Annotated in this window: 16 protein-coding genes; 12 read left to right on the top strand and 4 right to left on the bottom strand. The window is 71.0% G+C overall.

From position 1 onward, the window contains the following. Positions 1–48 precede the first annotated feature (48 nt). The 5 genes from H516_RS0117025 (at position 49) to H516_RS0117005 (ending at position 4,787) form a co-directional block, all read left to right on the top strand. Positions 49–651, top strand: coding sequence for a MaoC family dehydratase (locus H516_RS0117025; RefSeq protein WP_022890908.1), 603 nt, complete (start codon positions 49–51; stop codon positions 649–651). After that, positions 651–1,463 (top strand): HpcH/HpaI aldolase/citrate lyase family protein, encoded by an 813-nt coding sequence (locus H516_RS0117020; protein WP_022890907.1) that lies wholly within the window; start codon positions 651–653, stop codon positions 1,461–1,463. Before H516_RS0117025 ends, H516_RS0117020 begins: the two co-directional genes overlap by 1 nt. A 157-nt stretch (positions 1,464–1,620) precedes the next feature. Further along, the gene (locus H516_RS0117015) at positions 1,621–2,727 is read left to right on the top strand and encodes an aldo/keto reductase (RefSeq protein ID WP_245561894.1); all 1,107 of its coding nucleotides are present in this window, start codon (positions 1,621–1,623) and stop codon (positions 2,725–2,727) included. Positions 2,728–2,770: 43 nt separating this feature from the next. Next, entirely contained in the window at positions 2,771–4,156 is a 1,386-nt protein-coding gene (locus tag H516_RS0117010; protein ID WP_022890905.1) for a M16 family metallopeptidase, read from the top strand. A gap of 28 nt (positions 4,157–4,184) precedes the next feature. Beyond that, on the top strand, positions 4,185–4,787 hold the full coding sequence (locus H516_RS0117005) for a histidine phosphatase family protein (protein WP_022890904.1): 603 nt from the start codon (positions 4,185–4,187) through the stop codon (positions 4,785–4,787). Between the two features lie 10 nt (positions 4,788–4,797). Here the strand turns inward: H516_RS0117005 and H516_RS0117000 are convergent, their stop codons facing one another. Next, entirely contained in the window at positions 4,798–5,283 is a 486-nt protein-coding gene (locus tag H516_RS0117000; protein WP_022890903.1) for a GNAT family N-acetyltransferase, read from the bottom strand. 36 nt (positions 5,284–5,319) lie between these two features. Here H516_RS0117000 and dapB point away from each other — a divergent pair, with 36 nt between their 5' ends. Both dapB and H516_RS0116990 read left to right on the top strand, forming a co-directional pair. Beyond that, a complete protein-coding gene (dapB, locus tag H516_RS0116995) occupies positions 5,320–6,072 on the top strand; it encodes a 4-hydroxy-tetrahydrodipicolinate reductase (RefSeq protein ID WP_022890902.1) in 753 nt (250 codons plus the stop codon). Beyond that, a complete protein-coding gene (locus H516_RS0116990) occupies positions 6,069–6,509 on the top strand; it encodes a hypothetical protein (protein WP_022890901.1) in 441 nt (146 codons plus the stop codon). The genes dapB and H516_RS0116990 overlap by 4 nt, the downstream gene beginning before the upstream one ends. Here the strand turns inward: H516_RS0116990 and H516_RS0116985 are convergent. The 3 genes from H516_RS0116985 to H516_RS20795 form a co-directional block, all read right to left on the bottom strand. Continuing rightward, on the bottom strand, positions 6,481–7,386 hold the full coding sequence (locus H516_RS0116985) for a TIGR01777 family oxidoreductase (RefSeq protein WP_022890900.1): 906 nt from the start codon (positions 7,384–7,386) through the stop codon (positions 6,481–6,483). The genes H516_RS0116990 and H516_RS0116985 overlap by 29 nt on opposite strands. 3 nt (positions 7,387–7,389) lie before the next feature. Further along, positions 7,390–7,815: an OsmC family peroxiredoxin gene (locus H516_RS0116980; RefSeq protein WP_022890899.1), complete on the bottom strand. Its 426-nt coding sequence runs from the start codon at positions 7,813–7,815 to the stop codon at positions 7,390–7,392. A gap of 111 nt (positions 7,816–7,926) precedes the next feature. Further along, the gene (locus H516_RS20795) at positions 7,927–8,178 is read right to left on the bottom strand and encodes a DUF4395 family protein (protein WP_084620767.1); all 252 of its coding nucleotides are present in this window, start codon (positions 8,176–8,178) and stop codon (positions 7,927–7,929) included. A 21-nt stretch (positions 8,179–8,199) separates the two neighbouring features. Here H516_RS20795 and H516_RS0116970 point away from each other — a divergent pair, with 21 nt between their 5' ends. From H516_RS0116970 to H516_RS0116950, 5 genes are all read left to right on the top strand, one after another. After that, complete coding sequence (locus tag H516_RS0116970; RefSeq protein ID WP_022890898.1) at positions 8,200–9,009, top strand: thymidylate synthase; 810 nt, start codon at positions 8,200–8,202, stop codon at positions 9,007–9,009. Beyond that, positions 9,006–9,566: a dihydrofolate reductase gene (locus H516_RS0116965; protein WP_022890897.1), complete on the top strand. Its 561-nt coding sequence runs from the start codon at positions 9,006–9,008 to the stop codon at positions 9,564–9,566. The genes H516_RS0116970 and H516_RS0116965 overlap by 4 nt, the downstream gene beginning before the upstream one ends. A 286-nt stretch (positions 9,567–9,852) precedes the next feature. Further along, a complete protein-coding gene (locus H516_RS20790) occupies positions 9,853–10,785 on the top strand; it encodes a type IV toxin-antitoxin system AbiEi family antitoxin domain-containing protein (protein WP_022890896.1) in 933 nt (310 codons plus the stop codon). Between the two features lie 100 nt (positions 10,786–10,885). Further along, the gene (gene dapA / locus H516_RS0116955; protein WP_026378948.1) at positions 10,886–11,860 is read left to right on the top strand and encodes a 4-hydroxy-tetrahydrodipicolinate synthase; all 975 of its coding nucleotides are present in this window, start codon (positions 10,886–10,888) and stop codon (positions 11,858–11,860) included. A gap of 86 nt (positions 11,861–11,946) precedes the next feature. Further along, a complete protein-coding gene (locus tag H516_RS0116950) occupies positions 11,947–13,623 on the top strand; it encodes a ribonuclease J (RefSeq protein ID WP_022890894.1) in 1,677 nt (558 codons plus the stop codon). Positions 13,624–13,728: the final 105 nt, after the last annotated feature.

Here is a 13,728-nt window from a genome sequence, read left to right as displayed (position 1 = left end):
TCGAGCAAGGATGCCGCGGGGCGCGCCCCGCGGCGGGAGGGAGCGGCGATGACCGGGGAATCGATCGGGCTGCCGGAGGTCCACCGCGAGGTGCTGCAGCGCGGGCTCTGGTTCGAGGAGTTCGAACCGGGCACCCGGTACCTGCATCGACCGGGTCGCACGGTGACCGAGGCCGACAACGTGCTGTTCACGACGCTGACGATGAACACGCAGTCGCTGCATCTCGACGCCGCATGGGCCGAGACGCAGCCGTTCGGCGAACGGCTGATGAACTCGATGTTCACGCTCGCGACGATCGTGGGCGCGTCGGTGGCGCAGCTCACGCAGGGCACGATCGTTGCGAACCTCGGCTTCACAGAGGTCGCGTTCCCGGCGCCGTTGTACCACGGCGACACGCTCTACAGCGAGACCGTCGTGGTCGAGGTGCGCGAATCCGCGTCGCGTCCGGGGCAGGGCATCGTCACGCTGCAGCACGTGGGGCGGAACCAGGACGGCGTCGAGGTCGCCCGCGCACGCCGCTCCGTCCTCATGTGGATGCGCGAGGCGGGGCAGCGGCAGACCGAGGCGCCGACGCCTCGGCGCGGCGCCGTGCATCGCGGGCGCGGCGATTCGGCCCCCTCGCCGCACGACGGCACCGACGAGGAGGAATGATGTCCGCGCATCCCCGCTTCCGATTCGGCCCGGCGATCCTCTTCTGCCCGGCCGACCGCCCCGAGCGCTACGCGAAGGCCCTCGACCGGGCCGACGCCGTGATCATCGACCTCGAGGACGCGGTCGCTCCCGACGCGAAGCACGCGGCGAGGGTCGCGCTCGTCTCGAGGCCGCTCGATCCCGAGCGGGTGATCGTGCGGGTGAACCCGGCGGACGGCGACGGCTTCGCCGACGACCTCGCCGCGCTCGCCGCGACCGACTATCGCACGGTGATGCTCGCGAAGTGCGAGGGCACCGCCGATCTCGTCGACCTCGCCGAGTTCGAGGTCATCTCGCTCTGCGAGACCGCGAAGGGGGTGCTCGCAGCGCCGGAGATCGCCGCGATCCCGAACGTGTCGGCGCTCATGTGGGGGGCCGAAGACCTCGTCGCCTCGCTCGGCGGGTCGTCGAGCCGGGCGGCCGACGGGGCGTACCGCGAGGTCGCCCGGCATGCGCGCTCGCGCGTGCTGGTCGCGGCCGGAGCGCACGGCGTCGCCGCGATCGACGCGGTGCACCTCGATATCGCCGACACCGATGGCCTCCGTGACGAGGCCGAGGATGCCGCGGCCGTCGGGTTCGCCGCGACCGCGTGCATCCACCCCGCGCAGGTGGAGGTCGTCCGTGCCGCGTACCGGCCGAGCGCCGAGCGGGTCGAGTGGGCGCATGCCGTCCTCGAGGCGGCCCGGAGCGAACGCGGGGTCTTCGCCTTCCGCGGGGCGATGGTCGACGCGCCGTTGCTCGCCCAGGCCGAGGCGGTCCTGCGCCGCGCGTGAGCGGGTTCGTGATGAAGGACGCCGACCCCCGATGAGGGCACGGATCCGGGCCGCTTCAAACGATTCGATAACAGTTCACCCCGTGTTGGGCCGTCAGTGCTCGAAACGGGGGACAGCATGCGTATTCTCGAACCCAATCCTGGGGAGGAGGGGACGGGTGGCGAGACGACACAGCTATCGGCCGGGCTCGGCGAGCGTTGCGGGGGCAGCGGTCGCCGAGATGGAGTTCGGCGACGTCGCGATCGAGGCCGGCGCAGCGGCATCCGGTGCGGCCCTGAACGGTGACCTCGCGCGCTCGCGAGTCGAGACGATCGCATCCAACCCGTTGTCGGGCCCGATCATCGTCCCCGCCCGCGTCGCCATCGGCGGCACGGGGCTCACGGCGCATCCGGTCGTACTGGGCGCGAGCACCTTCGGCTGGACGCTCGGGGCCGACGAGGCCTTCGCCGTGCTCGATCGTTTCGTCTCCGTCGGCGGCTCCCTCATCGACACCGCCGACAGCTACGTCGCCGGGCGCAGCGAGTCGATCATCGGCATGTGGATGGAGTCGAGGCGAACCCGCGACCGCGTCCGGGTCTTGACGAAGATCGGTCGTCACGCCGATGCCGCGGGCCTCGCACCCGCGCAGATCAACGCTGCGGTCGATGGGTCGCTCTCGCGGCTCGGCGTCGAACGCATCGACCTCGTGCACTTCCACGGCGAAGACCCCGATGTGCCCCTGGAGGAGAGCCTCGGCGCGATCGACGCGCTCATCGCGGCGGGCAAGGTCGGCGCGATCGGCGCCTCCGACTTCAGCCCCGAGCGCCTCATCGAAGCCAGGGTTCTCGCCGCCAACGGCCTGCCGCGGTTCGAGACGTACACGACTCGGTACAACCTCATGGAACGGCGCGCCTTCGAAGGGGCGCCCGAGCTCGTCGCCCACGCGCAGGGGCTCGCCGTGCTGCCGTACTTCGCGCTCGCGAACGGCTTCCTCGGCGGCCAGGTGCGCCGTCGGGCCGATGTCAGGCACGACGCTCGGGGGGCCCGCCAGGCGCGCCACCTCGGGCGCCGAGGGCACCGGGTGCTCGCCGCGCTCGACTCGGTGGCCTTCGCCCGCGGCATGCAGCCCGCCACGATCGCCCTCGCCTGGCTGCTCGCGAAGCCGACGGTGGCCGCGCCCGTCGCGAGCGCGACGAAGCCCGAACAGGTCGACGCGCTGGTCTCCGCTGCGGCGGTCGAGCTGACCCGTTCCGAACTCGTGGAACTCGACCGCGCCTCGGCGTGAACCCATCCCGTATTCGACGGGGGAGTGACATAGGCTGTTCAGGATGAACGGCGCCGTCCACCTCCCTCTCGGCCAGGCCGAGCTCTCCTTCGAGGCGACGGGCGGCTCGCGTGTGCGGCGTTCGGTGCTCCCATCGGGGGTGCGGGTGCTCAGCGAGCAGGTGCCCGGCAGTCGCAGTGTGACGATCGGCTTCTGGGTCGCGGTCGGCTCGCGCGACGAGCAGCATGCGGATGCCTCGGGGCCCGCGAGCCTCGGATCGACCCACTTCCTCGAGCACCTCCTGTTCAAGGGCACTCCGAGCCGCACCGCGCTCGACATCGCGATCGCCTTCGACGCGGTCGGCGGTGAGCACAACGCGCTCACGGCGAAGGAGTACACCTGCTACTACGCCAAGGTTCAAGACCGAGACCTGCCGATGGCGATCACCGTGCTCGCCGACATGTTCACCTCCTCGCTTCTCGACCCCGACGAGTTCGAGACCGAACGCGGCGTCATCCTCGAAGAACTCTCGATGGCCGGCGACGATCCGGCCGACGTCGCGAACGAACGCTTCTTCCAGGCCGTGCTCGGCACCCACCCGCTCGGCCGCCCGATCGGCGGCAACACCGGCACCATCCAAGCCGCCACCCGCGGCGCGGTCGCCGAACACTATCGGGCCAACTACCGCCCGCAAGACCTGGTGGTGAGCGTCGCCGGCGCGGTCGACCACGACGAGCTCGTCGCCGAACTCGGCCGTGCGCTCACCGCGGGCGGCTGGCGCCTCGACGAACCCGGCGAACCCGTCGCGCGCCGGGCCATCGTGCCCTCCGCGCTCGCCCCGGGGCATCCGCTGACCGTCGTAGAACGACCAACCGAACAGGTGAACCTGCTGCTCGGCGCGCCTGCGCTCGTCGCGACCGACGAGCGCAGGGTGACGATGAGCGTGCTCAACGCGATCTTCGGTTCGGGCATGTCGTCGCGGCTGTTCCAGCAGATCCGCGAGCGGCGCGGACTCGCGTACTCCGTCTACTCCTTCGCGCCGGCGTACTCCGATGCGGGGCTCTTCGGCATGTACGCGGGGTGCTCGCCCGCCAAGGCCGGCACCGTCGCCGAGCTCATGCGCGACGAGCTCGGGCGCCTCGCCCGTGACGGCGTGACGCCCGAAGAACTCGAGCGCGCAGGCGGCCAGCTCGCCGGCGCTTCGGCACTCGCGCTCGAAGACTCCGACACCCGCATGTCGCGGCTCGGGCGCTCAGAACTCACCCTCGGCGAATTCGTCGACCTCGACGAGGCGCTCCGGCGCGTCGCACGCGTCACCGTCGACGATGTGCAGGCCCTCGCGAGCGACCTCGCCGCCCAGCCGTTCTCGCTCGTCGCCGTGGGCGCGATCGACGAGTCGGCCTTCACCGGCGCAGCCGACCAGCTCGCGCCGAGCACCGACGTCGCCTGAGCGACGCGATCCCTACAGGAGCAGGCCCGTGACCCATCACCTCTACCTCGTGCGACACGGCGAGCAGATCGACGCCGAGCACGGCCTTCCCGACGGGCCGCTGTCGCCCCGCGGTCGCCGCCAGGCCGAACTCCTCGCCGAGCGCCTCGGCGGCATCCCCTTCGACCACGCCTGGCATTCGCCGCTGCAGCGGGCGAGCGAGACGGCCGAGATCATCGCGGCGAAGATGCCGGCGCTCGACCCCGAACCCTCGCCGTTGCTGTTCGACTGCATCCCATCGGGCCCCGCACCCGAGACGCCGAAGGTTTACGACCCGTTCTTCGGTTCGGTGACCGAGGAGGAGATCGAAGCCGGCAGCGCGCAGATGGCCGACGCCGTCGCCGAGTTCCTGCGGTCGCACCGCGAAGACCGCCATGAACTGCTCATCACGCACAACTTCGTCATCGGCTGGTTCGTGCGCGAGGTGCTCGGTGCCCCCGACTGGCGCTGGGTGTCGGTCAACCAGGCGAACTGCGGGTTGACCGTGCTCAGCCAGAGGCCGGGCCGCCCGTGGAGCCTCGTCTCGCACAACGACCTCGCGCACCTGCCGCCCGAGCTGCGCAGCGGGCTGCCCGAGCCGTACACGATCTGAGCGGTACGCCTCAGACCCGCTTGCCGAACCAGTCGGTCGCGTTCGGGTTGGCGTTGTAGGGCTCGACGGGGGAGTACCCGGCCGAGCGGTAGAGGCCGCCCGCGGCTTCGAGGTTCGCATTCGTGTCGAGCACCAGCTCCTGCGCGCCGTACTCGACGGCGCGGCGCTCGAGCTCTTCGAGCAGGCGACGGCCCTCGCCGCGGCCGCGGGCCGCGGGCGCGAGCCAGAGGTGCTTCACCTCGAAGCGCACCTCGAAGGTCTCGGGGCGCCGCTGGATGCGCCGCACGCCCCCGCAGCCGACGAGCCCGCCGTCGTGCTCGTCGTCGGCCACGACGAGGAACACGCCCGCGGGCGGCGTGAACTGCGCAGCATCCGGGAATGTCGGTCGGTACTCGCCCTGCTCGGCCGGGAAGCCGAGCGCTCGCTCGGCGAAGTAGGCCTCGAGGAGGGCGTGGGCGTCGCGGTCGGTGACGGCGGCGTCGCGGAATCGCAGCATGCCTCGAGCATATTCGCCGCTTGCTAGGCTGGCCCGGTGACGATCAAGGTCGCCGTGGCCGGAGCCACGGGCAAGATGGGGCAGCTGGCGATCCGACTCATCGAGGCGGCCGACGACCTCGAACTGCACGCGGCGCTCGATTCCCGTTCGAGCCTCGACGAGATGCTCGGGGCCGACGTCGCGTTCGACGCCACCCACCCCGCCGCGAGCTCGTCGATCGTCGAGTTCGCTGTGGGCGCCGGCATCCCGATCGTCGTCGGCACCTCGGGCTGGTCGAGCGATCGCATTGCCGAGATCGCCCGTTCGGTGCGCGCCGGCGACGATGCCCGTGCCGTCCTGTTCGTGCCGAACTTCTCGATCGGCAGCGTGCTGGCGACGGCCTTCGCCGCCCTCGCCGCGCCCTACTTCGACTCGATCGAGATCATCGAGGCCCACCACGCGGGCAAGGTCGACTCGCCCTCGGGCACCGCGGTGCGCACCGCCGAACTCATCGGCGAGGGCCGCGGCGCGGCCGGGCCGGTCGCGGCGCCGCACGCCGACCAGCGCGCACGGGGCCAACTCGTGTCGGGCGTGCCGGTGCACAGTCTCCGCATGTCGGGCGTGCTCGCCGAGCAGCGGGTCATCATGGGGGGCGACGGCGAGACGCTCTCGTTCACGCACTCGACCCTCTCGCCGAGCTCATACGAGGCCGGGATCCTGCTCGCGCTGCGGCGCGCGCCCGAGGCATCCGGCGTCACCGTCGGCCTCGACGCGCTGCTCGACCTGGGCCTGCCGGGTGCCGACCGATGACCATCAAGGTGGGCGCGCTCATCATGGCCGCCCTGCTCGCCCTCTACCTCGCCCTCGTCGGCTGGCGCGCCGTGCAGTTCGTCATGACCGGCGAGCCGGTCGCGGTCGCGATGGGGATCGCGCTCATCGTGCTGCCGATCATCGCGGTGTGGGCGCTGTGGCGTGAACTCTCGTTCGGTGTCCGCTCCCAGGCGCTCGTGAAGCGGCTCGAGTCGGAGGGTGGGCTCGACCTCGGGCTGCCGCTGCTGCCGAGCGGTCGCGCCGACCGCGCCGCCGCAGGCGCCGAGTTCGGCCGGTTCAAGGACGCGGCCGAGGCCGAACCCGACTCGTGGCGGGCCTGGCTCCGGCTCGGACTCGCCTACGACGCGGCGGGTGACCGCCGACGCGCGCGGCAGGCCGTCAGACAGGCTATCGAGCTCGATCGCGCTTCACGCTGAGCATGGCGTCGAGCGCCGACTCGACCGTCGGGTGGGTGAACCGGTAGCCGTCGTCGATGAGGCGCTGCGGCCTGACCTTCTGGCTCGCGAGCAGCAGTTCGTCGGCGGCGGAGCCGAGCGCGAGCTCGAGCATGCGCTCTGGTATTCCGAAGGCGTACGGGCGGTTCATGCGCTCGGCCATCGCCGTCATCACCCGGTCGGCGGTCGCGGGCGTGGGGCCCGCGAAGTTCACCGGGCCCGACAGCTTCGAGTCGAGCAGGTGCACGAGCCCGCCCACCTCGTCGTCGAGTGCGACCCACGGCCAGTGCTGGCCGCCGGTGCCGAGCCGCCCCGACACGCCCAGTTTCGTCAGCGTGCCGACGCGCTGCATCGCGCCGCCCTCGCCGATCACGAGCCCGGTCCGCACGTGCACGGTGCGCGTCTCCTCTGGGGCGAGCGTCGCGGCCCGCTCCCATTTCGCGACGACGTCGGCCAAGAACCCCGTTCCGGCGCTCGAGTACTCGGTGAGGAGCTCGCCTGGGCGGTCGCCGTAGTAGCCGGCCGCCGAGGCGCTGAGAAACACCGACGGCGCGTCGCGGGCCTTGCGCATCGCGTCGGCGAGCGTGCGTGTCACGCCGATGCGCGAGTCGAGGATCTCGCCCCGGTAGCCCTTGGTCCAGGGCAGCCGCGCGAGCGAGACACCCGCGAGATTGACGACCGCGTCGACCCGATCCATCACCGTGAAGTCGATGATGCCCGCCGCGGGCGACCACGACACCTCGTCATCCGCCTGCGCCCGCCGCCGCACGAGCCTGGTGACCTCATGACCCTCGTGACGCAGTCGCTCCACGAGCGGCGCACCGATGAACCCCGAGGCGCCGGCGATCAGGACCCGCATCGCTCAGGCGAGTTCGGCTTCGATCGTGATCGGGATGCCGGCGAGGGCCTGCGAGATCGGGCAGCCGGCTTTCGCGTCGTTCGCGAAGGCCTCGAACTCGGCCTCGCTGAGACCGGGCACCCGGGCGCTCACGAGCAGGTGGCTGCCGAGCACGCCCTTGCCGGCCTCGAAGGTCACCGCCGCGGTCGTCTGGATGCTCTCGGCGGGCTTGCCCGCCTGGGCGAGCGCGAGCGACAGCGCCATCGAGAAGCACGAGGAGTGCGCCGCCGCGAGCAGTTCTTCCGGATTCGTCGTGTTCGCCACGCCCTCGGAGCGGGCCTTCCAGTTGACGGGGAAGCTCGCGAGCCCCGAGGAGTCCAGGCCGACGTCGCCCGAGCCCTCGAACAGCGTGCCCTTCCAGACCGTCGTCGCTTCACTCGTGATTGCCATCGGGTTCCTCCACTTCGAGCCGGAGTCTCAGCCTAGTGGGGCCGAGGTCCGATGCTCGGGGGTTTCGCGGCACCCTGCGGCGCACGAGGGCGACGGCCGGATGCCTCGCGCTCACGCCGTGCGGATGACCCGCACCCGAACCAGCAGCAGGTACAGCTGGCAGCCGAGGCAGAAGTCGAACGCCGCATTGAGGAACGCGGCGAAGAACGCGGCGGCGGCGGCGATCGGCACGGCGAACGGCACCCCGAAGAGGGCGAGCACGACCCCGGTCGCCGCGACGGCGAAGCCGACGCCCTGAGCGAAGTAGGCCGCCCGGTCGCGGCGCGGCGACTGCGACGACCAATGACGCCGGCGTCGAGGCATCCGGACGATAGCCTTGATGCGATGTCCGAGACGATCGCAACCCCGTACGAAGACCTCCTGCGCGACGTGCTCGAGCACGGCACGCCGAAGACCGACCGCACCGGCACCGGCACGCGCAGTGTCTTCGGGCGCCAGTTGCGGTTCGACCTCGCCGAGGGGTTCCCCCTCGTCACGACGAAGCGCGTGCACTTCAGGTCGATCGCGTACGAGCTGCTGTGGTTCCTGCAGGGCTCGTCGAATGTCGGCTGGCTGCGCGAGCACGGCGTCTCCATCTGGGACGAGTGGGCCGACGCCGCCGGCGAGCTCGGCCCCGTCTACGGGGTGCAGTGGCGTTCGTGGCCGACGCCGTCGGGCGAGGTCGTCGACCAGATCTCCGACGTCGTCGCGCAGATCCGGGAGAACCCCGATTCGCGCCGGCTCGTCGTCTCGGCGTGGAACCCCGCCGACATCCCCTCGATGGCACTGGCCCCCTGCCACGCGCTGTTCCAGTTCTACGTCGCCGACGGCAAGCTGTCGTGCCAGCTGTACCAGCGCAGCGCCGACCTGTTCCTCGGCGTGCCCTTCAACATCGCCTCCTATGCGCTGCTGACCCACATGGTCGCGGCGCAGACGGGGCTCGAGGTCGGCGACTTCGTCTGGACGGGCGGCGACTGCCACATCTACGACAACCACGTCGAGCAGGTGAGCGAGCAGCTCACCCGCACGCCGTACCCGGCCCCGACGCTGCGGCTGACCCGCACGCCCGAGTCGATCTTCGACTACGAGTACGACGACTTCGCCGTCGAGGGCTACCAGCACCACCCGGCGATCCGCGGCGCCGTCGCCGTATGAGCACGGATGCCGCCGGGCGCGTGCCGCGAATCGGGCTCGTGTGGGCGCAGGCGGAGCGCGGTGTCATCGGCCGCGACGGCGGCATGCCGTGGCACGTGCCCGAAGACCTCGCGCACTTCAAGGCCGTGACCCTGGGCGCAGCGGTGATCATGGGGCGCAAGACCTGGGACTCGCTCTCGCCGCGCTACCGGCCGCTGCCGGGACGGCGCAACGTCGTCGTCACGAGGCAGGCGGACTGGGTCGGAGACGGCGCCGAGCGCGCCGGTTCGCTCGATGAGGCGCTCGCACTCGTCGCGGGCGACGCGCGGACGGGCTCGCCCGCCGACCGCGTCTGGGTCATCGGCGGCGGGCAGCTCTTCGCCGAGGCGATCGAGCGCGCCGACCGGGTCGAGCTCACCGAGCTCGTGCACCCCGACGGATTCGGGCCCGCACCCGGCGACGTGCACGCGCCGCCGTTGCCCGCCGCACTCGAGCTCGTGGCATCCGACCCCGCCGACGGCGCGCACACGTCCCGCGGCGGCATCCGATACCGGTTCCTGACCTACCGCCGCGCCTGACCGCGTGCGAGGTCGGCGCTCGCCGAAATGTCGGAGGATCTCGGCGAAGTGGCGCAGCCAGGTCGCAGGTGTGCCCTTCCTCCGACATTTCGGCCGTGCTGGCCGAACCGGCGCGGCCGCGATGTCGGAGGATTCGCTACAGAGCGCCCGTCTCCAGCCCTCGACGCCAGACTCCCCGACATTCCGGCCGGGCCCACTCGTCCTCAACACCGAGACGGCTCCCCGAACGGTGCACCGACTCGGCCGCGCGGGTCGGCCGGGAGGCGACCGACGGCAACATCGCTGCATGCCCATCGACACGTATGAGATCGAGCGTTGGTGCGACCGGCTCGGCGGTGTCGCCCGGACCTCCGACCTGTTGGCGGTCGGCGCCGATTCCAAGTCCATCGCCCGGGCGCGACGCGAAGGCGCCGTCGAACGGGTCCGACCCGGTGTGTACGCGACGGCGACCGCTGCGGGCGAGGTGGTGACCGCCGCGCGGCACGGAGGGAGGCTCGGCTGCATGTCGCGCCTGCGGCGCGCCGGCGTGTGGCTGCTCGACGACGACGGCCGCGTGCATGTCTCGATGCCGGAGCACGGGCGTCTTCACCCGCATGTTGCCTGCACCTGCGTGTTGCACTGGACCGGCAGCGGGTCGGCACTCGGCGAGAGCACCATCGTCGAGGCGCTCGCACAACTCCTCGCGTGCCACGGCGACGAGACGTTCTTCGCCGCCCTCGAGTCCGCGATGCGCAAGCGGTTGCTCGACGCGGCGGGCGTCGGCCGGCTTCGCGCGAGGGTGCCCGCGAAGCACCGCCGGATCGTCGACTTCGCCCGTTGGGACGCCGACAGCGGTCTGGAGTCGCTGCTCCGGCTGCGCCTCCGGCGCCACCGCATCGAACTCCGCTCGCAGATCGAGATCGACGGTGTCGGCCGGGTCGACTTCGTGCTCGGCGACCGCCTCATCCTCGAAGCGGACGGCAAGGGCAACCACGTGGATGGATTCGACGACTCGCAACAGCGGAGCCGCGACCCCGCGGCGTCGTCGTCGAAGCGGCACAAGGACCTCGTGCGAGACGCGGCGGCGGCCGAACGCGGGTATGTCACCCTGAGATTCGACTACGCCCAGATCATCCACGACTGGCCCAGCGTCGAGGCGGCGATCCTCGCGTGCGTCGCGCACGGGAGGCACCGCTCACCGAAGCCCGGCCGGCCGTCCCGCCGCCGCGACGTGGCCTGACGGGGCGTACCGCACGAGCGACCGGGTCGCCGCGCCGCCAAGCGCCTGCCAAGCGCCGCCGCGCCACGCGGCATCCGTTCGAACCGATACGCTGGTGGGCGTGACTCAAGAGAACCCCTTCGGACAAGTGCTCGTCGCGCTCGTCACGCCGTTCACGGCGGACGGCGAGGTCGATTGGCCCGGGGTCGAGAAGCACATCGATCACCTCATCCAGGGCGGCGCCGACGGCATCGTCGTCACGGGCACCACGGGTGAGACGTCGACCCTCACCGACCCCGAGAAGATCCGGCTCGTCGAGGTCGGCAAAGACGTCGCCGCGGGGCGCGCGAAGATCATCACGGGCGGCGGCTCGAACGAGACCGCGCACGCGATCGAGCTCTACAAGCACTCCGAGCAGGCCGGCGCCGACGGCATCATGATCGTCACGCCGTACTACAACAAGCCGACCCAGGCCGGCATCCTCACCCACTTCCGGATGGTCGCGGACGCGACCGACCTCCCGGTGATCCTCTACGACATCCCGGGCCGCACGGGCGTGCCGATCAAGTACGAGACGATCCTCCGGCTCGCGAAGCACCCCAACATCCTCGCCGTGAAGGACGCCAAGGGCGACTTCTCGGAGGTCAGCCGGGTGCTGAACCAGACCGACCTCATGTACTTCTCGGGCGACGACGCGAACGTGCTGCCGCACCTCGCGATCGGCGCGACGGGACTCATCGGCGTCACGGCGAACATCGCCCCGGCGCCGTACCGCACGATCGTCGACGCCGTGAACCGCGGCGACCTGACGGCCGCCACCGAGGCGCACCAGCAGCTCGAGCCGCTCGTGCGCGCCGTCATGACGCACGTGCCGGGCACCGTCGCGGCGAAGTACATCCTGCACGGCCTCGGCCGCATCTCGAGCCCGCGGGTGCGTCTGCCCCTCGTCGGCCCCGAAGAGTGGGAGGCCGCGTTGATCGAAGACGAGATCGACCTCGTGAGCGGCATCCCGGGCGTCGACTTCCACAACTTCCGACCCGACCGCAATGCCGCCGCCGGCGGCGCACTGCCGAAGGTGGCCGGCACCACCCGCTGAGCGGGTGGAGGCGCACCTCACCACGAGACATCCGCGGCGCCGTGAGCGTCGCACCGAACTGAACACCGCAACGTTAGGAGGGCACTGTGCCCGATACCGTCATCGATCCCGCTCCGCTCGAAGCAGGGACGCTCCGCATCATCCCGATCGGCGGCCTCGGAGAGGTCGGCCGCAACATGACGAGCTACGAGATCGACGGCAAGATCCTCATCGTCGACTGCGGCGTGCTCTTCCCCGAAGAGCACCAGCCGGGCGTCGACCTGATCCTGCCCGACTTCGGATTCCTCCGCGACCGCATCGACGACATCGTCGGCGTCGTGCTGACCCACGGCCACGAAGACCACATCGGTGCGGTCCCGTACCTCCTGAAGCTCCGCCGCGACATCCCCCTGATCGGCTCGCAGCTGACGCTCGCGCTCGTCGAGGCGAAGCTCAAGGAGCACCGCATCGCGCCCTACACGCACACCGTGAAAGAGGGGCAGCACGAGGAGCTCGGCCCGTTCGACCTCGAGTTCGTCGCGGTGAACCACTCGATCCCCGACGCGCTCGCCGTGGCGATCATCACCGACGCGGGCACGGTGCTCGCGACGGGCGACTTCAAGATGGACCAGCTGCCGCTGGACGGCCGCCTCACCGACCTGCGTGAGTTCGCGCGGCTCGGCGAAGAGGGCGTCGACCTGTTCATGGTCGATTCCACGAACGCGGATGTCCCGGGCTTCACCCCCCTCGAGCGCGAGATCGGTCCCGTGCTCGACCAGGTGATCTCGCGAGCGCCGAAGAAGGTCGTCGTGGCGAGCTTCTCGAGCCACGTGCACCGCGTGCAGCAGGTGCTCGACGCGGCGCACGCGAACGGGCGTCGGGTGGCGCTTCTCGGCCGCAGCATGGTGCGCAACATGACCATCGCGGCCGACCTCGGCTACCTCAACGTGCCGGCGGGCGTGCTCGTCGACTACAAGAAGGCCGGCGACATCCCCGACGAGAAGATCGTGTACATGTCGACGGGTTCGCAGGGCGAGCCGATGGCGGTGCTCAGCCGAATGGCGAACCGCGACCACCAGATCGAGATCGGCGAGGGCGACACGGTGATCCTCGCGTCGAGCCTCATTCCGGGCAACGAGAACGCGGTCTACCGCGTCATCGACGGGTTGACGAAGCTCGGTGCGAACGTCGTGCACAAGGCGAACGCGAAGGTGCACGTCTCGGGCCACGCCGCCGCCGGCGAACTGCTCTACTGCTACAACATCCTGAAGCCGGCGAATGTGCTGCCGATCCACGGCGAGTACCGTCACCTGCAGGCGAACGCGAAGCTCGCCCGCGACACCGGCATCCCGGCCGAGAACGTCTTCATCGGCGAGAACGGCACGGTCTACGACATGACCGACGGCGTCGTGCGCGAGGCCGGCCAGCTCGACCTCGGCTTCGTCTACGTCGACGGGTCGACGGTCGGCGAGATCACCGACGCCGACCTGAAGGACCGCCGAATCCTGGGCGAAGAGGGCTTCATCTCGGTCATCGTCGTCGTGGATGCCACGACCGGACATGTCATCTCGGGACCCGAGATCCACGCCCGCGGCTTCGCCGAGGACGACGCCGTGTTCGAAGACGTCAAGCCGAAGATCGTGGCCGCCCTGGCCGAGGCCGCGCAGAACGGGGTGCGCGATTCGCACGCCCTGCAGCAGCTCGTGCGTCGCACGCTCGGCACCTGGGTGAGCCGGCGCCTGCGCCGTCGCCCGATGCTCGTGCCGCTCGTCATCGAGGCGTAGGCGGCGCCTGGCCCGCCGGCGGCTCGGGGAAGACCCGGATTCCTCCCTGAGGAGGATTCCGCAGGGCGGGCCGACTCCATAGGGTGGGGGAGACGCCCGCGGCCC

Origin of the sequence: Agromyces italicus DSM 16388, from assembly GCF_000421545.1 — a bacterium.
Classification (GTDB): domain Bacteria; phylum Actinomycetota; class Actinomycetes; order Actinomycetales; family Microbacteriaceae; genus Agromyces; species Agromyces italicus.
This window is presented reverse-complemented; position numbering and strand designations above follow the sequence as displayed.